13 protein-coding genes are annotated in these 18919 nt (G+C 41.7%); 2 read left to right on the top strand and 11 right to left on the bottom strand.

All coding sequences use genetic code 11. The features are described 5' to 3' along the window. Positions 1-112 precede the first annotated feature (112 nt). The 3 genes from CAL6303_RS07290 to CAL6303_RS07280 all read right to left on the bottom strand — a co-directional run bounded on the left by CAL6303_RS07290 (position 113) and on the right by CAL6303_RS07280 (position 3394). Positions 113-562 (bottom strand): HesB/IscA family protein, encoded by a 450-nt coding sequence (locus tag CAL6303_RS07290; RefSeq protein ID WP_015197203.1) that lies wholly within the window; start codon positions 560-562, stop codon positions 113-115. Positions 563-703: 141 nt separating this feature from the next. Then, the gene (locus tag CAL6303_RS07285; RefSeq protein ID WP_015197202.1) at positions 704-1120 is read right to left on the bottom strand and encodes a phosphomannose isomerase type II C-terminal cupin domain; all 417 of its coding nucleotides are present in this window, start codon (positions 1118-1120) and stop codon (positions 704-706) included. A 255-nt stretch (positions 1121-1375) separates the two neighbouring features. Continuing rightward, the gene (locus CAL6303_RS07280) at positions 1376-3394 is read right to left on the bottom strand and encodes a phosphodiester glycosidase family protein (RefSeq protein ID WP_015197201.1); all 2019 of its coding nucleotides are present in this window, start codon (positions 3392-3394) and stop codon (positions 1376-1378) included. A gap of 123 nt (positions 3395-3517) precedes the next feature. Here CAL6303_RS07280 and CAL6303_RS07275 point away from each other — a divergent pair, with 123 nt between their 5' ends. Together CAL6303_RS07275 and gltB are read left to right on the top strand one after the other, a co-directional pair. Continuing rightward, positions 3518-3892 (top strand): hypothetical protein, encoded by a 375-nt coding sequence (locus CAL6303_RS07275; protein ID WP_015197200.1) that lies wholly within the window; start codon positions 3518-3520, stop codon positions 3890-3892. Between the two features lie 283 nt (positions 3893-4175). Next, complete coding sequence (gene gltB / locus CAL6303_RS07270; protein WP_015197199.1) at positions 4176-8876, top strand: glutamate synthase large subunit; 4701 nt, start codon at positions 4176-4178, stop codon at positions 8874-8876. A 405-nt stretch (positions 8877-9281) separates the two neighbouring features. Here the strand turns inward: gltB and CAL6303_RS07265 are convergent, their stop codons facing one another. The 8 genes from CAL6303_RS07265 to CAL6303_RS07230 all read right to left on the bottom strand — a co-directional run bounded on the left by CAL6303_RS07265 (position 9282) and on the right by CAL6303_RS07230 (position 18849). After that, positions 9282-11207, bottom strand: a complete 1926-nt coding sequence (locus tag CAL6303_RS07265; protein WP_015197198.1) for an SUMF1/EgtB/PvdO family nonheme iron enzyme — start codon at positions 11205-11207, stop codon at positions 9282-9284. A 481-nt stretch (positions 11208-11688) separates the two neighbouring features. Then, the gene (locus CAL6303_RS07260; RefSeq protein WP_015197197.1) at positions 11689-12054 is read right to left on the bottom strand and encodes a hypothetical protein; all 366 of its coding nucleotides are present in this window, start codon (positions 12052-12054) and stop codon (positions 11689-11691) included. A gap of 477 nt (positions 12055-12531) precedes the next feature. Further along, entirely contained in the window at positions 12532-13443 is a 912-nt protein-coding gene (locus CAL6303_RS07255; RefSeq protein WP_015197196.1) for a polysaccharide deacetylase family protein, read from the bottom strand. Between the two features lie 760 nt (positions 13444-14203). Next, on the bottom strand, positions 14204-15109 hold the full coding sequence (locus CAL6303_RS07250; protein WP_015197195.1) for a polysaccharide deacetylase family protein: 906 nt from the start codon (positions 15107-15109) through the stop codon (positions 14204-14206). 344 nt (positions 15110-15453) lie between these two features. After that, positions 15454-16731, bottom strand: a complete 1278-nt coding sequence (locus tag CAL6303_RS07245; protein WP_041739205.1) for a membrane protein — start codon at positions 16729-16731, stop codon at positions 15454-15456. A 102-nt stretch (positions 16732-16833) separates the two neighbouring features. After that, positions 16834-17202, bottom strand: a complete 369-nt coding sequence (locus CAL6303_RS07240) for an EamA family transporter (RefSeq protein ID WP_015197193.1) — start codon at positions 17200-17202, stop codon at positions 16834-16836. Between the two features lie 30 nt (positions 17203-17232). Then, a complete protein-coding gene (locus CAL6303_RS07235; protein WP_015197192.1) occupies positions 17233-18165 on the bottom strand; it encodes a glycosyltransferase family 2 protein in 933 nt (310 codons plus the stop codon). Between the two features lie 15 nt (positions 18166-18180). After that, positions 18181-18849, bottom strand: coding sequence for a class I SAM-dependent methyltransferase (locus tag CAL6303_RS07230; protein ID WP_255348461.1), 669 nt, complete (start codon positions 18847-18849; stop codon positions 18181-18183). Positions 18850-18919: the final 70 nt, after the last annotated feature.

Raw genomic sequence — 18919 nt, 5'->3', positions numbered from 1 at the left:
ATCTTTTTTGATCGTGTTTTGCAAATAAATAATTTTGTAGTAGCCAATAGGGTTGTGAATTAAGTCTTGGTCTTTGTAGAAAACTACAGTTTTCAAGATAGACGAGGTTTAGTCACGAAAGTTCACTGATGGAGAAAGAGTTTCCACATCCACAGGTAGCTGTAGCTTGGGGATTATTGAAGCGAAAACCTCCACCCATTAGATCTTCTGAATAATCTATTGTGAGATCGTGAATATATTTACAGGTCTCAGGGTCGGAAATTATCTTGATGCCATTGGCGGCAAATATATCAATTTTAGTGTGAACGTGCTTTGGGCGGTTTGCTTCGATAACATCACGTAATGATTCTTGCGAGGTAGCACCATGTTGATGGTTTTCTGCCAGTGGTGAATCTTCTAAGATAATATTCCCTTGGTGGTCAACTGCTAAAAATGATAAATCGTAAAATAAACCGGAACACCCACCAGATCTAACCGCCAAATTAACCACTGTGTTTGGCTGTTGCTGCTTTGATTGTAATCGTTTAATTTCGTTGATGGCAACTGGGCTAAGAGTAATCATAAATTTCTGGCAATATTGCAAATTGAAACCCCATCTTAAAATTTTAAGATGGGGTGGTGACAAAGAGATTACACCTGAACCTATCTAGGTTTTTCTTTTTGTACTGTGATTTACTTGAAATATACAGCTAATCGCCAATATCTACTTCTTCTCAGTACGGGAATAATCATCTTGATAACGTACTATGTCGTCCTCCCCCAAATATTCGCCATTTTGGACTTCAATCAAAACTAAGGGGATAACTCCGGGGTTCTCTAAACGATGTGATGTACATTGAGGAACGTATGTGGATTCGTTATTACTGAGCAAAATTTCATCGTTTCCACAGACTACTTTAGCTGTTCCGGAAACAACAATCCAATGTTCACTGCGGTGGTGGTGCATTTGTAAACTTAAACGGTGTCCAGGTTTGACTTCAATCCGTTTGATTTTGTAACCGCGTCCTTCTTCCAAAATTGTAAAAGAACCCCAAGGACGTAGTTCTGTGGCAGCAACACCACGAGTAGTTGCAGATGATGGCATGGGTAAAGTGTTGATTTGTGCTGTTTCTTGAGCCATAGTTACCTCTTGTGGAAATAGAAATTGGAGAGAAAAAGAATTATTGTTTGCTTCTATACTATTGATGAGAAAATATGGTGCAATATCGCAACCGTGAAAATCAGCAATTCAGATGTCTTTGGCTAACATAGCAAAATCACAATGGGGGGTGTAAACAACAGCTGCTAAATTTACGGTGTCTATATCAAGTCTTTATGAAATTAAATAGCAGCTTGTTGTTAACTTTAAACAAACATGGGCAAATTAAATGTTCGATTATTTCGATCTAAAGATGCCGATACCATTGTGAACTCTAGCTGCGGTACTAGGGGAACGATCGATTAGTTGTCCTCCTAAATAGAGGCTGGTGGAACTTCCCCCATCAAGGTTGAGGGCATTGGTACAGCCCAATTGCTGCATCAATTGAGCATGTTCTGCTAATGTTGGTCCGGCACCACCTGAACGATTGTGAATTGTGACGAGTGATATTAAGCCTTTAGCATCTGTACAAATGCCGCTACGAATCGCTTTTTCTCGAATGAAGGCATTGCTAAAGTTTTCTAATTTAGCATCTAGAACTATTTGATTATTTTGAATAAGTAATGGTCCAGCACCAATAATGTTGGGATAACGATTAAATTCGTCGGGAATAGTACGACTTTGAATATTGATTTTTGTGCCAATTGGGAGTAAATTGGCACTAGTTGTAGTATTACCCCGAAACACCAGCAGAGAGCCTTGAGGAGGAATTGGAACCGGATTTTTGGTGGTGGAGGTGACGGGTATTTGATTGGTAACTTGGTTATTTTCTACTATTAAGATAATTTCGGTGTCGGTGAGTGGGGTGTAATCTTTTCCCCAAGCTGCTGTGTAGCGGGCAATGCTGCTTTGAACATAGCCGCTGTTGAGGAAAGAAATGGGGATTTTTCCAGAACCTGGATTATCTATAATAGTTAAAGTTTCTTCTAAAGCCAAGCGACCTACGTAAAACTGCCCAAAATCATTCCACGCGATCGCACCTCGGTTCAAAATAGGACTGGATAACCATGTTCCTTGACTACGGATGGCTCCCAAAGGCAACCTATTATTACGGTTAAAGAATCCAGCGTTGATTGCACCTGCTGCTTCATATTTTGGTGCTGTTTGAATTAATGCAGCGGTACCAATTAAGGTGTCAGGATTACTAACTATAGGTTTTAGTTTGACTCCCAACCGGGGATTTATTTCTAAGCGCACCACCGGAAAACTATCTTTTCCTAAGCTTAACCACTGTTGCTGCCATTTGATTCCCGGTGCCCAAGTAATAGTTTTACCTAATAAAGCATCAGGACGGATTTCTACACTTAAATACCGACTATTGTTTGAGGCAGATGAAATTCTCGGTGCATAACCGAAGGGAACACTGATTCTAATCAATGTCTGATTATTAACAACTTGGACTTGTTTAACGGCAGATTCTGCTGCCGGGGCAATTGGTGTTGGTTCTGGGGTTGGTAATTGTTTGAGGAGATTGGGTAAAGGAATCGGTGCAGTTGGTGTCGGTATAGGAATAATTGGTGTGTAGCGTTCAACTAACCGTTGATCAGCAATTCCATCGAGGATAATTGTCCATTCCCGATTTGGTGGTGCTGTCGGTTGAGGATTCACCGCATCAGCATCGACAACTTTTTTGACTGGTGGTTCTTGACGAATTTGCCAAGGTACAGGAACATCCAAATCAATTCCCACTAATTGGATGGGAGGTGTTGCCAACAGGTTAGTTTCCCGAATATCGGTGATTTTGGCAGTCGGTGTCGAAATAGTTAAAATATTACCCTGAACTTGAATTTGCCATCCTGATGTTTTAGATAAGTTTGTTACATCTAGATAGCGGTAATTGCTTATGAGTCTAGCTGTGAGAATCTGAGGTTTGTTGGTAGGTGAGAACCATCGAATTGGTTGTTTACTGGGATTATTCGTATCTAGTAGTTCCACTCCTACTAATTGTTGTAACGTGCCATCGGCTATGTATGTGGTGACTTGATTTTTACTCCGTGGTTGCTGCCGCCAAAAACCTGTAACGGTACGTCCATTGAGGATAATTTGATTACCTGATGTCGCTGGAGGTTTATTCGGTGTGGGGAGGCTTTGGCTAATAGTGGTGTAATTTTCAGATGCAAATGCCCTATTCCATTGGCTATTCACTATAAAATAAGGTATTGTTGCAGCTACTAGTAAAATCCAAAACTTAGACGATTTCAATAAGTTCTGGAAATTGTTTAGCTCAGTTAAGTAAAATTGCTGCCATTTCATCATATATTTTGTTACCTATGTTTAAATTTAGTAGCCAAATTACCAATATTGAGGGGAATTCTCGAAATATCAAAAGCTAAATTAGATAACTTTTGTTGCAGAACATGATAAATTTATTGTGGGTCTTTGTCTTTTGTTAGCCAATCAACAGTTTTCCTACCAGATACAAATGATTTACTAGCGAAGTTCAGCGCTAGTTACGACCAAATCCGGGAGAACGGTTTTGGTGCAAATGACCATCTAAACTTTAATTCCTCGCTCATGTTTGCCGCTGTTTGCTACTTAAGTGAGGTATTTACGAAGTCAGAGGAGGTTTCTCTGACATTGGTAACAACACAAGTGACAAATAATCATGAGCGTAAGAATCGAGGCAGTATCAGAATGATGATCAAGAATTGTCAAATGAGTATGTATTGTAATACCCTAATTCTGTTGGTGGATACAGAGATTTTCCCCTCGGTTAGTAGAACAGATGAAACATTAGGCATTGCCACAAGCTGAATCAGCAAGAAAAAGCTTTTAATTGAGATTGGGAATTGAGGAAATACATCGCTTCGGTATATAAATAGAAAACTGCGCGAACTAAGGTAGTTTCCCGAACTCAGCAAAAACCCAAAAAAATAACGGTATGATTTTAACACGGGTGCATTAAATTAAAACACCTGGAGTTAGGATTTTTTTCCCTAAATTTTGGTGATAGTTTGCTTTCTCCATCGTTATTTTTTAAGAAAACTTTTGATCCGATTAGTAGTAAAGACACAGGAATTAATGTCAGGGACAGTCTATGAATAACCAATCAGAAAACCAAGTCGAAGTAGCAAATTCTGATTCCTCCATAAGGTGCAATTACCAAGGACAACGTTGGCTAGTGGAAGAACGTGATGCTTGTGGTGTGGGCTTTATTGCCCAACGTCAAAATCGTGGAAGTCACGAAATCATCACTAAAGCCCTAGCAGCTTTAACCTGTTTAGAACACCGTGGAGGTTGTAGCGCTGACCGCGATTCTGGGGACGGCGCAGGTATTTTGACGGCGATCCCCTGGCAACTGTTCCAACAAGAATTAGCAGCAAATGGAGTGGAAATTCCTACTACCGAAAAGATGGCAGTAGCAATGCTATTTTTACCCCAAGACCAGCAAATAGCGCAACAAGTTCGTAACATATTTGCACAAGTAGCTGGCGAAGAGAAATTAAAGGTACTGGGCTGGCGAGAAGTTCCAGTGCAACCAGATTTACTTGGTGTGCAAGCAAAAGATAATTTGCCAAAAATTGAGCAGGCAATTTTAGTATCAGAAGATAAACTTGGTGATGATTTAGAACGTCAACTTTATATTTTTCGCCGCCGTTTATTTAAAGCAGTAAAAAACACTTCCGATGAATTTTATGTAGCATCCCTATCTAGCCGGACAATTATTTATAAAGGGATGGTACGTTCGGCAGTTTTAGGTGATTTCTATACTGATTTGAAAAACCCTGCCTACACTAGCTCCTTTGCAGTGTATCATCGGCGTTTTAGCACCAACACCATGCCCAAATGGCCCCTGGCGCAACCAATGCGTTTACTGGGACATAACGGTGAAATTAATACCCTATTGGGTAATATCAACTGGATGATGGCACGGGAAGCCAGTTTAGATCATCCCATTTGGGAAGGACGTTTTGCCGAACTGAAGCCATTTGTACAGTTAGATAATAGTGATTCAGCAACATTAGATAACGTGTTTGAGGTGTTGGTACGTTCAGGACGTAGCCCCTTAGAAGCATTGATGATTATGGTGCCGGAAGCATACCGAAACCAACCTTCCTTACATGATTATCCAGAAATTACGGATTTTTACGAATACTACAGCGGTTTACAAGAATCTTGGGATGGTCCAGCATTACTGGTATTTGGTGATGGACGTACCGTGGGGGCAACCTTAGATCGGAATGGCTTAAGACCTGCTCGTTACTGTATCACCAAAGATGATTATATTGTGGTGGCATCGGAAGCAGGCGTAGTGGAGTTTCCAGACGAGGATATTATTGAAAAAGGTCGATTGGGACCAGGACAAATGATTGCTGTGGATTTGGAAACCTGTGAAATTCTCAAAAATTGGGAAATTAAACAGCGAATTGCCAAACAGCATCCCTATGGGGAATGGTTGAGCCAAAACCGCGAAGATTTGAATAGTTTGGTGGCAAGCCAATCCACGACAAATGGGAATGGAAACGGACATTATAGTAATGGCAATAGTAATGGGAATGGTTACAAAACAGATTCTGCCAACCCCATAGATAGAAAAGCACTCCTCCAACAGCAAATCGCCTTTGGTTATACTACCGAAGACGTGGACATGATTGTGGAACCGATGGCACAGGATGGGAAAGAACCCACCTTCTGTATGGGAGATGATATCCCCCTAGCGGTACTTTCGGAAAAACCCCACCTGTTGTATGACTACTTCAAACAGCGATTTGCCCAAGTTACCAACCCAGCAATTGATCCATTGCGGGAAAACTTGGTGATGTCTTTGAAGATGGAACTGGGTGCCAAGGGGAACTTATTAGAACCTAAGGCAGAATATGCCCGCCGCATTAAGCTAGAGTCACCAGTATTGATGGAGGCTGAACTAGCAGCAATCCAAGCCTCCAGCTTTAAGACTATAGAGCTTTCCACACTGTTTGCCCTAGCACTTGGTCCAGATGGCTTAGAAACCGCTGTTAAAGAACTCCAAGCAAAAGCCGTTGCCGCTGTTCAAGATGGGGCAAATATTATCATCTTGAGTGACAGTAGTGACACAGGTATCAGTACCGAATATAGTTACATTCCCCCCCTCCTCGCCATTGGTGCAGTGCATCACCACCTGATTAAAGCTGGTTTGAGAACCCAAGCATCACTGGTTGTGAAGACGGCACAATGTTGGAGTACACACCACTTTGCATGTTTAATTGGCTACGGTGCCACCGCAGTATGTCCGTACATGGCATTGGCAACTGTACGGGATTGGTGGGCAGATCCTAAAACCCAACAGTTTATGCAACGGGGTAAAATTAATCCCCTTAGTGAAATCCAAGCCCTAGGAAACTATCGCAAAGCTGTAGAATCTGGATTATTCAAGATTCTCTCGAAAATGGGCATCTCCCTCCTTGCCAGTTACCAAGGGGCACAAATATTTGAAGCAATTGGCATTGGTGGAGATTTATTAGAATTAGGTTTCCGAGGAACCACCTCCCGCATCGGTGGTATCAGTTTGGGGGATTTGGCACAGGAAGTTCTTTCCTTCCATGCCAAAGCCTTCCCGGAACTCAGTTTGAAGAAGTTGGAAAATTTAGGCTTCTTCAACTACCGTCCTGGTGGTGAGTACCACATGAATAGCCCGGAACTTGCCAAGGCATTACACAAAGCAGTTAATGGCAAGCAGTATGACCATTATGAAGTCTACAAGAAACATCTGCGCGATCGCCCTGTAACAGCACTGCGAGATTTATTAGACTTCCAAAGCGATCGCGCACCGATTGAAATTGAAGAAGTAGAATCAGTAGCAGATATCGTGCAGCGCTTCTGCACCGGGGGAATGTCCTTAGGTGCATTATCACGGGAAGCACACGAAACCCTTGCTATTGCCATGAACCGCATCGGTGGTAAATCCAACTCTGGAGAAGGTGGAGAAGATCCTGTTCGCTACAAAGTCTTAGATGACGTAATCGAAGGGCTTTCCCCCACATTACCCCACCTCAAAGGCTTGAAAAACGGCGACAGGGCAGCTAGCAGCATCAAGCAAGTAGCATCAGGTAGATTCGGTGTCACACCAGAATACTTGATGAGTGCCAAACAAATCGAAATCAAGATTGCCCAAGGTGCAAAACCAGGAGAAGGTGGACAACTACCAGGTGCAAAAGTTAGTCCTTACATCGCCATGTTACGCCGTTCTAAACCCGGTGTCACCCTAATTTCACCACCACCCCACCATGACATTTACTCAATTGAAGATTTAGCACAATTGATCTTTGATTTACACCAAATCAACCCCAAAGCCCAGGTTTCCGTGAAGTTGGTGGCAGAAATTGGCATCGGCACCATCGCCGCTGGTGTTGCCAAAGCAAACGCCGACATCATCCAAATCTCTGGACATGACGGTGGTACAGGCGCATCACCACTGAGTTCTATTAAACACGCAGGCTCACCGTGGGAACTGGGATTAAGTGAAGTTCACCGGGTACTGATGCAGAACAGTTTACGCGATCGCGTGATTCTGCGAGTGGATGGCGGCTTAAAGAGTGGCTGGGATGTCCTAGTTGGTGCATTGATGGGGGCAGAGGAATTTGGCTTTGGTTCCATCGCCATGATTGCTGAAGGCTGCATCATGGCGCGGATTTGCCACACCAACAACTGTCCTGTGGGAGTCGCTTCCCAGAAGGAAGAACTTCGCAAACGCTTTAGCGGAATGCCGGAAAATGTAGTGAACTTCTTCATGTTCATCGCCGAAGAAGTCCGCAGTCTCCTGGCTAAATTGGGTTATCGTTCCATCGCCGAAATCGTGGGACGTGCCGACATCTTAACCACCCGTACAGGTGTCAAGCTCACCAAAACCCAAGCTTTGAATCTAGATTGCCTCTTGCAGTTACCCGACACCAAAGAAAATCGCAGTTGGTTAGTGCATGAAGAAGTCCACAGCAACGGTGCAGTTCTAGATGACCAAATCCTCGCTGATGCAGATATTCAAGCTGCCATCAGCAATCAAACCAACATCAATAAAACCTTTAAAGTCGTCAACACCGATCGTACAGTTGGTGCGAGATTAGCAGGTCAAATTGCCGTCAAATACGGCGATGATGGCTTTGCTGGACACATCAACCTGAACTTCCAAGGTAGCGCTGGACAAAGCTTTGGTGCCTTTAACTTACCAGGAATGACCCTAGTATTGGCAGGGGAAGCAAACGACTATGTGGGTAAAGGGATGAATGGTGGTGAAATCATCATCAAACCGCCAGTAAATGTCAACTATGACCCAGCACAAAATGTGATAATTGGCAATACCTGCCTTTACGGGGCAACAGGTGGATTCTTGTTCGCCAATGGGTTAGCAGGAGAACGCTTTGCCGTACGTAACTCCAAAGCCACAGCCGTAATTGAAGGTGCAGGCGACCACTGTTGTGAATACATGACAGGTGGTACCATCGTCGTCTTGGGTGCAGTGGGACGTAACGTTGGGGCTGGAATGACAGGAGGAATTGCTTACTTCCTGGATGAAGTTGGGAACTTCCCCGAACTAGTCAACCCAGAAATCGTCAAAATCCAAAAACTTAAATCCTCTGCCGGAGAAAAACAACTCCGTGACCTGATTCAAGCACATAGCGATCGCACAAATTCACCAAAGGCGAAAATCATCCTCGCCAACTGGCAAGAATACCTACCTAAATTCTGGCAATTGGTTCCACCTTCGGAAGCAGATAGTCCAGAAGCCAAATCTCAAACTGAAAAAGAACCAACTTCTGTATATTAAACAGTTGTCAGTTATCAGTAAACCGATCAATCTGGTAGGGGTATAGCTTGCTTCTCCGTTTCGGAGTACGGCGTTTGCCCCTCCTGTTTTATGATGATTAGGAATACCCCTTTCAAGGTGGGCAGCGACTAACGACCGAAACCCGGTTTCTTCAGTTAGAATACGAAAGATTTTTGTATTTAGTCGAGAGAAACCGGGTTTCTCGGCTAAACGAAAAGTTTTAAACAACGTAAAATCAAGCTTTTTTAATTAGCAGCTTGAAAGGGCTAGTTCTACAAGTGGAAACCCAGTTTATTGAGTTAGCTTATTATTTCACAAAAATTTTAGATCGCTCCACTCCGTTACGCTTTAGAAGGGTAAAAAATAAAAGAGCAGAGGGGAAAAGGGGAAAAGTATAAAGGGCTACTAGAGAGTCCTCCCGAACCCACAAACAACACGAAAACCAAAATTGTTGAAGATATAGTCGCGCGAAGAGCTGAAGTAACGGTACGCAGAACGGCAGAAACCAGGATCGTTGTACCAGGAACCGCCGCGCAGCACCGGATTACCCGTTTTTTCAGAAAGATTATTATTTTCATTGTCAAACCAAGGAGTACCATCTTTTGGCGCTCCCGTATAATTAATGTGACAATCATCCAAACACCATTCCCACACATTGCCGTGCATATCGTATAAACCAAAAGCATTCGCTGAAAACTGCCCGACAGGGGTAGTTTGTTGGCGATATTCTCCTTTAGCTTGTTCTGCAAAGGTATTCCTAGCATCGTAATTCCCTAACTTGCTAGTAATGGTTTCGCCAAAGTGGAAGGGTGTCGTAGTTCCAGCCCGACAAGCATATTCCCATTCGGCTTCGCTGGGAAGACGGTATTCTTTGCCTGTTTTTTTGTATAATCGTTCACAAAATTCCACCGCATCGTACCAAGATACTTGTTCTACAGGTCGGTTATCGCCTTTAAAGCTAGATGGTTCTGCTTTCAGTTTGCGGTTAATTTGGGGTAGTGCTGCAACAGCTTTCCATTGGGCTTGAGTAATTGGGTATTTACCCATACAGAAAGCAGGAACAGTGACTTGATGCTGTGGTTTTTCTCTCCTATAACCATCCCAATTAAATTTTTTAACAAGTCTCTCTATTTCTGCATCTTCGGTACCCATCATGAAGCTACCAGCAGGGATATAAACCATATCCAAGTTGATACCATTGCCCAAATCTTCACGAAAATACTCAGCTTCGCGTTTTTCTCGGTTAACTTCCTTTCCTTGTTGATTTACCGTCACCACATCAAACTGGAAAGAAGCTAATCCCCCAACCCCCTTCCATCTCAGGGAAGGGGGAGAATTTTGATTATCTCCTCTTGAAGAGGTTACTGTCTGGATATTAGTTGTGGTGCGGGTATCTTGCCCGCTAGAATTTCTAAGAACATCTTGCCCACTACTAATCCTTACAGCAATTCTTTCAATTGCTTCAAATGCTTCTAAATCATAACCAACAGCAGCAACAACCCTTTTCCACAATTGCTTGGCTAAAGATAAATCACCCTTGTTTTCAGCTTGAGATGCTTGGTACTTCAATAAAATCACATCCTGAAGTCTGGCAGCTTGCTTCAACAAGATAAAATACATTTTGTAAGGTGGTTCTGCCTTTAAATAAGGGTTTTGTATTGGCTTTTTATAACTAGAATTAATTTTTGGGACGTTGTAGCGCAAATATTGGTCTAATCGTTCAACTGTCGCGCAACTAAATTCTCCCTGTAACCGCAATCCTTCCAGTAACGTATGGGTAAATGCACCATGCTGTAATTCATCAATTTCCCAAGATTGTTGATTCGCATTACAGGAATAAAACGTAATTACCCCTTGATGTTTCTCCTCACCAATTCCCAATCCTCCCCGACTACCTTCATCCCGACAAGCATCCAACAACAACACCACATTATCAGCACCACAACGTCGCAATCGCTGAGTGATATAATCCACAGAAATAGCCGTTGTGCTATCTGTCGGGTCACTATCGGGAAACATTAAATAGTCTTGGTCATTGTACCGTTTTCCATGCCCAGCAAAGAAAAACCAGAGATTATCCTCTGGATTCAGCAAAGGTGTTTCAAACTGAACATTCAAAAATCGCCGAAAGCGAGCATTAGTAGGTTGTGTAACTATGGGTGGATTTGCAGGAATTGGGGGAGAATTTTCTGTAAAGAGAAAAATTTGGTCAAACTTCGCTTCCTCTCCAAACCAAGCAGCCATAACTTCAGCATCACGCTGGGCATATTTGAGAGATTGTAAATTATCGTAGTTGTTAATTCCGATTGCGATCGCCCAATTTTTCCCCATCTTCAAAATGCCTATTCTTCTCGTTTAGATCAATTCTTTGTGTTAGCAAAGCTTACCAGAAAGGCTAGCTGTATAGAATTTTACCCCACCCCCTACCCCGCTGGCGGGGAGGGGAATATAGCGGTTTTCAGATGAGTGAAATACGTTGATCTTGCTCCCCTTCCCTTGCAGGGAAGGGGTTGGGGGTTAGGTCGGTGTATTGGATACAACCGAGAAACGCTATAGAATCATGTTCCCTCCTCGCTAGCCTACGGTGTACACACAAGTCTTTTAGAGTTGCCTACCAGGCTTTTTGATCCTCCAACCCCCTTAAAAAGGGGGCAAACGTCTCTCAAAGTCCCCCTTTTTAAGGGGGATTTAGGGGGATCTACGACGATTTTGATTTTGTACAGAGATGTGTATACACCGTAGCCTCGCTAGCGGGGAGGGTTAGGGTGGGGTTCTTTATTCTGCAACTTCATATCAAATTCCTACAGTAAATTTAACCTTTGCGTTTAAATTTAAAAGTCATAGCACCTTTGCCCCCTGCTTTTCCACCACCAAATCCCAACAGGCTAATTTGCCCTTCTCCGTTGATTTCCACCAATAACTCAACCTCATTCAACTGCATTTTAGAATCAGGTTGTTCAGCTTCATCAAGCACTTCCCGCATCGCTTGCAAAAACCCTGACATTTCCTCTTTGAGTTTTGCTACCTCAAGCATTTTTCTTTTGGTAACAACAACTTCAGTTACTTTCGTAATTTCCCCACCAATTCTTCCACCAATATCACCACCACTTCTAGAACCACTGGTAGTAGTAGATGTTTCGGCTATTTCCTCGGTGATAATCCAAATTTTATCAGTCATATCATTCTAGAATTGGCAACTATTATTATTTATACAGTACGTAGTTAGAGATTACGGAGTTAAACCTCATCTAAGCTGGGTAGCAGCTAAATCCTATAAATTAAAAAACTATAAGCTTTGTGGTGCGGGCATCTTGCCCGCTTTAGATATACAAATTAGGCGCGTAACAGCTTATCTTGACAATTCTAGTTTTTTATAAAGACCTTGAAATTGCTACCTTGCGTCGCAATGACGCATTTGAAACGCTAAAAAATTTCGGGTTTCATCATCGACGAAGTTTATACCAATTCAAATAATGATTGCAACACATCAAACAGTAGAGACGTAGCAGTGCTACGTCTCTACAAATATCTATCTTTCGCATTGTTTTTTCAAATTGGTATTATCCATAGCATCTCAAAAAAATGGAGACGTTAAATTTAACGTCTCCACCACCAGATATGAAAAAAGAGCTTATTATGCTTTTTAATATCAAGATTATTTTTTAGCAGTAATTGTCTTCTGTTCCTTATCTTCAATTTCTAAAAGTTCAGGAATAGTGACAAATTTATAACCTTGGTTTCTAAAATTGCTAATAATTTCCGGTAAAGCAGCCACTGTATTAGAACGATTCCCACCACCATCATGCATTAAAACAATACCGCCAGGTCTGGCTTCCCGCATGACATTACTAACCAATCGAGGTACGGGAGGACGGCTATAATCGTTGGAATCAGATGACCAAAGAATAATTCCATATTTACGATTTCTTGCATAATCTGCAACTCCGTTATGCATAATTCCACCTGGTGGACGGAACATGTTTGTTTTAACACCAGTAGTTTTATAGATTAAATCTGTAGTGCGATCAATTTCATTCGCTGCAACTTGAGGACTCATGTGTTGATACCAATGATGCCATGTATGATTGGCGATCGCATGACCTTCTGCAACTACCCGTTTACCTAAATCGGGATACTCTTGCAGCATTTGCCCCAGAACAAAGAAAGTCCCCTTAATGTTATTCTGTTTGAGAATATCTAAAATTTGCTCAGTAGAGCCTTTCCTTGGACCATCATCAAAGGTGAGGGCAATTACTTTCTCTCCTTTAATTAACTTTGCTTCACTTAGAGTTACACCTTGAAACCTTGCTGGTAATACGTAAGCAAGACCTCTTGCCCTAGCCTCAATTTCCCAAGTATTGAGCATCGTTGTCTTAATAGTTTCTACCCGTTCCTGATTCCCAAGGGTTAGGGTAGTATCTTTGACATCAAGATTATTTTGCTTGGATTTACCATTTGGGATACTTTGAGTAATTGGCAGTATTAAAGCTAAACTCAGACAACCCGCTAAACCTAGCAAAGCAAATAAAATGCCTTGCGACCAACCAAACGACTTATTCTGTTCCACTTCATGGCTCCTTCACAAATCCAACCACCAGTCATGCTCCTGACGGTGCTTCATAGCACAGTTTATTTAAATATTAGATACCAAGTTAGTCGTTAATTATCCTGAAAATAACTAATTAAATTAACAAAGGTTTAGATCAAAACCTAGTTGTTAGTTTCATTATGGCTTTGAATAATCGTTCCTGAAAATAGGTAGATAAAATACTTATTGTTCACTGGTAACTTATATTTGGGGTCTGCTGTATAGCCCTTTCGGGCATCCAAGAAACGCGTAGCGCAGCGTTAGCTGTAAAAGTCTTCTAGTGAGTGCAGGGAACAGGGAACAGTTTTACCTTTATTTTTTCCGTTTTTTTATAGTCCAATAAATCTGAATGCAAGTTTTTGAAACCTCAAACCCTTATTTCCTTGCACTTTCGCAGGATAAAAAATCCTGAAAGCATTGATAAGTAAGTGTTTTATAGTTATCCAGCAAGCCCTATATGGCTGTACCCTTTTTGATTAGGACATCTATATTTTAACTGTTCCCTTTTAGACAAATAGTATGTCCTAACCGAGATGTCCACTGCTATATCTGTCGCATTGTTTTTTCAAATTGTTATAAGCAATAAAAAAAGCCAGTTCCTGATCGAAACTAGGCTTTTAATACAGCGAATTTATTTAGGGAATTCCAACAAAATAATTTTCCAATAGATGCATTGGTGGAACAGGCTAGAAGCCCGCATCACATGAGGATTTTTTAAATTGGAAGTCCCTTATTCTGACTATTTTTTCGCTACTATTTGCAATTGTTTATCTTCCATTTCCAACATTTCTGGCATCGTGACAAAACGATAACCTGAGTTCCGAAATTTCTCAATCATTGCTGGTAATGCTTTAACTGTACTATCACGGACACCACCGCCATCATGCATCAACACAATACCACCTGGCTTTGAATCGCGCATGACGTTACCAACTAAACGGGCTGCGGGTGGGCGTTTGTAGTCGTGGGAATCTGCTGACCACATAATTACTGAGTACTTTTTACTCCTTGCATAGGCAGCAGGACCATTACCTAAAACACCTCCGGGTGGACGGAAAAGATTTGTTCTCACTCCAGTGGTTTTATAAATAATTGCTTCTGTAGCGTCTATTTCATAAGCGGCAGCTTTAGGACTCAGACGATGATACCAATGATGCCAGGTATGGTTGGCGATTGTATGACCATCGGTGACAATACGTTTGCCGATTTCGGGAAAGTTTTTCATGTTGTTCCCAATCACAAAAAACGTTCCTTTGACGTTATTTTTTTTGAGAATATCTAATATTTGTTCTGTATACTTGGGCCAAGGACCATCATCAAATGTCAAAGCTACTATTTTATCTTTTTGATTTGGCTTGACTGCATTGAGGGTGACTCCTTGGTAGCGTTTGGGTATTTCTTGATAAACACCTTTTTGCTTGGCTTCTTGTTGCCAACTGTCCATCATTTCTTTTTTCAGATCTGTGATGCGCTTAGTTGCAGTGGCTGGAATTGCTAAATCACTGGCAACTACAGTTTGCTGGAAGAGGATATTGGAAATATTTTGCTGAATTGGTATTGCCATTCCGGCAGTTAAAGTTACTGCTAAAGCAGCTAGTCCAAAAAAGACAAATTTTGGTAATCTAAAAATTTCTTTGACGTTCACACCATAGCTCCTTCACCCTAAATTATTTTGGTTATATTGGCGTTTTTAATAAAACGCTTTAATAGAGTTATTCAAAATTCCTCCGAAAATAACTGGGCGATTGTTCTGAGTAATCACAAAAATTAATTTAATAAATTAATTTCAAAAATTAAATATAGAGTAACAGATATTACACCCATACATAGAATTACTTCTTCGCGGCATCGAAAATATTGAATAATCGAATTTTGTGTAATTTATACAAGAATCAGGAAGAAATATATCAATAACAACTATCTTGTCAGATTGCGATCGCTCCGGACAAAGAAGTGGCTATTTTCCAATAAATCTGAGTTGTTGGATATTTAAGCTAGCCACATATCCTGGGCAAATAGGAGTGAAAATAACACCATCAATATGGCAAAGAATACCATGGCTGGATATCCCCACCGAGGATGACGAGAAAGCAGTAATCCCAGTGCGAAAGACAAAGGCGCGATCGCATAAGTATACCGTTCCACTGACAATACTAATCCAGTATTCAAAATGATTCCATAGGTAGTAAAACCATAGGCAATGGCAGAAAAGGGGAGTTGTGAGCGATAGTACCACAACAGCGCTAAACCACCAAAAATAATTGTCATTTTGACTAATGGTTCACCCAGAAAGATGTTATTGCTGGGAGTTGCCCGTGTTTGTAACCACAAGCAAAACCAAAACAAATAAAATCCATAGCATGTCCAGATTTCACCTAATCGCTGGTGAAAGCGCCAAATAAAGCCAACACCTACTAAAATCAGGGTGACTATGATTGGATGCGTAATGTTTCTGATATTACCCTGTTCTACATTCTCACTCCCAAGGAAAATTTGCATCAGTAATTGCAACCAACCCTCTCCTACGAACCCTACTGAAGTCCGCCAACCTCGCTGGGCTTGGAGGAAGGCGAAGCCATCACCAAATTTGAAGAAACAAAACAAAATGTAAAGTAATAAGCCTCCAGCTACTGCACAACTGGCTATGTAAGCTTTTATTGGACGACGCTCTTTTAATGATGTGAGTAAAAAGGCGGGGATCAATGCTACTCCGGTGATGCGGGTGGCAGTGGATAGTGTTCCCCACAGTGTTACCCAACCATATTCTCGACGTTCAAATGCCCGTAATGCAGATGTGCTAAATAGTAGGAATAAACCTTCGGTGTAAATTACTGTCCCGTAGATGGAATAGGGACACCATGCTAAGGCTGCTGTCCCCCAACGGGCGGCGTTTTCGCCGTATTTTTCGTCTACCCAACGATATAGGACTATGAGGGCTGCTAAGAATGCTAAGTTGTTGATTAGTAGGGCTGCCCACGGGAAGGGGATTCCCAGTAACATCAGAATTTTGATGGTGAGGGGATATAAGGGGAAGAAAGCAACGGAATATTGTTTGCCGTCTAAGCCGTAGTTGTAACCTGAATGAACTATTTGATGGTACCAAATGCTATCCCAGGCGAAGAAGACATCCCACCATCCGTATTTTTGAAGTTCAGGGTTTTTACTAATTATTGGCAGGATAATTAGCATGACTAGGATGAGGAGGATGCGGCTTGATAGCCACATTAATGTGGGGAATATGAGGTTTTTGGTGGGGATTTGGAACATGAGGAGGAGGAAGAGAGGAGGAAGATTTTTAACGCAGAGTAGCGCGGAGTTAAGCGCAGAGTAGCGCAGAGAAATATGGAGGAAGAGGGGGAAGTTTTCTACCTATTTCTGCCAAACTACTAGGATGACTCCACACACGATTAAGCTTAATCCGAGGTATCTGATTGAGGGGATTGTTTCTTTGAAGATGAAGTAACCAATTAATACTGAAAAGACGTACACTAGGGAGGCTGATGGTCCGGCGACGCTGATTTTGACTCTGGTTAGTAGTAGGATATAGGCGATCGCTCCAAAGCCGTAACAAAGTAGTCCGAATAGAAGTTCGGGGGTGGTGATAATACTTGCGATTTGATTGAAAATGTTGCTGGTGTTGACTTTGCCTAGTTTGTTGGCTCCAAGTTTGAGAAATAGTTGTCCGGTGACGCTTGCCATGACGGATATTAGTAATAAGGCAAATTCTTGGGGGTTCACAGATTTTTTATTTAATAGATTTAAACGGGTTTATTCACTGTTACTGATTTCTTTTACTGTGTAAATTGGACGACCTTTTACTTCTTCGTATATTCGCCCAATATATTCTCCTAATATTCCTAAGCAAAGTAGTTGAACTGAACCGAGGAAGAATAAGGCGATGGTAATTAATGTGTAACCTATTAATGGTGTTGCTAAGTCGATTAAGCGCCAATACAATACCATGAATATCATTAGTATGGCGACAGTTGCTGATATAATTCCTAAGTATGTTGCCAATTTTAAGGGCATTTTTGATAAAGATACTATGCCGTTAATGGCTAGTCCTAATGATTTTCCAAAGGTGTATTTTTCTTTGCCTGCAAAGCGGGGATCGCGTTCAAATTGTACCGCAGTTTGACGAAAACCTACCCAGGCTCTTAACCCACGTATGTAACGGTTCCGTTCTGGCATAGAATTAAGTACATCGACGACTTGTTTGTCCATTAAGCAGAAGTCTCCGGTGTCGGCGGGGATATCAACATCTGCTAAGATTCTGAGGATGCGGTAAAAACTGTATGCCATGAAGCGTTTGAACCAGTTTTCTTTTTTCCGCGAAATCCGCTGTGCATACACGACTTGATATCCTTGCCGCCACTGCTCTACCATGTCTAAGATGAGTTCGGGTGGATCTTGTAAGTCGGCATCCATGACTATGGTGACTTTACCACGGACAAAGTTTAAACCTGCGGTGACGGCTATTTGATGTCCAAAATTCCTGGCAAAGCTAATGTAACGGATTCGGCGATCGCGTTGATGAATTTCCCGCATAAAATGGAGAGAGCGATCGCTACTACCGTCATCCACTAGTATTACTTCGGTTTCTCCTTCTAATTTTTCCATCACCTCTACAATCCGACGGTACATTTCACGGATGTTTTCTTCTTCGTTATATATCGGTATCACGATTGAGTAGATTACCAATTCACCACTCCTCTTCTACTCTGCGATTTTTTGCACGACCACTAAGGCTGACACTCCAAATGGTAAACGAATACGTCCCATAAAATGACGTTCACTAGCAAATAAAGTCGCTAAAAGTTGATTGATGGGTTTACTTGGAAGTTTTAAATCGTTGCTGATACTGGCTTTGCTTTCAATTTTCAATAGTTTTTGCAGCAGACGGACTAAAGCAACGATGGGAAATAGGAAACTGTTGAAGTATGTGGAATATTTAATTTTATATCCCCCTTGACGAGTAACTTGACTTAATTGCTTTAATGTGTATCGGCGTTTATGGTGGTTAATCTCATCATGCTGACTCCACAAAAACTGGTACGCTGGAACTGTGACTAACAACCAACCACCAGGTTTTAAGCGTGATTTTAGGGCTTCGAGTGCAGCTAAATCATCATCTAAATGTTCGATGACATCCAAAATTAAAATCAAGTCGTATTCTGCGGTGAAGGGAATTTCATTTGGTAAGCTACCTTGTTTTACCAAAGTTACTTGACGTTGATTGGCAAACTCGCAAGCGGTTGTTTCCAACTCCATCGCCGAAACCTGCCCGTGACGGGATAACATTTTTAAGTTACCACCAGTTCCACAGCCTGCTTCCAATATTTGGGGATTACTAGGCAACTTTAACTGACGAATTACTCGATCTATTATCCGCCGACGACCAACAAACCACCAATGTTTATCTTCGACTGCTGCATATTGGAAATAAAAGTCTTTA

It is taken from the genome of Calothrix sp. PCC 6303 (assembly GCF_000317435.1).
Classification (GTDB): domain Bacteria; phylum Cyanobacteriota; class Cyanobacteriia; order Cyanobacteriales; family Nostocaceae; genus PCC-6303.
Note: the sequence above shows the minus strand (reverse complement) of the source record. Positions and strands in the feature narration are given on the sequence as shown.

What these genes read in the sequence shown, in the direction of transcription:
- CAL6303_RS07265 (WP_015197198.1), bottom strand. Translation starts at nt 11,207, where the DNA reads ATGGGGAAAAATTGGGCGATCGCAATCGGAATTAACAACTACGATAAT.
- CAL6303_RS07245 (WP_041739205.1), bottom strand. Translation starts at nt 16,731, where the DNA reads ATGTTCCAAATCCCCACCAAAAACCTCATATTCCCCACATTAATGTGG.
- gltB (WP_015197199.1), top strand. Translation starts at nt 4,176, where the DNA reads ATGAATAACCAATCAGAAAACCAAGTCGAAGTAGCAAATTCTGATTCC.
- CAL6303_RS07290 (WP_015197203.1), bottom strand. Translation starts at nt 562, where the DNA reads ATGATTACTCTTAGCCCAGTTGCCATCAACGAAATTAAACGATTACAA.
- CAL6303_RS07280 (WP_015197201.1), bottom strand. Translation starts at nt 3,394, where the DNA reads ATGATGAAATGGCAGCAATTTTACTTAACTGAGCTAAACAATTTCCAG.
- CAL6303_RS07260 (WP_015197197.1), bottom strand. Translation starts at nt 12,054, where the DNA reads ATGACTGATAAAATTTGGATTATCACCGAGGAAATAGCCGAAACATCT.
- CAL6303_RS07285 (WP_015197202.1), bottom strand. Translation starts at nt 1,120, where the DNA reads ATGGCTCAAGAAACAGCACAAATCAACACTTTACCCATGCCATCATCT.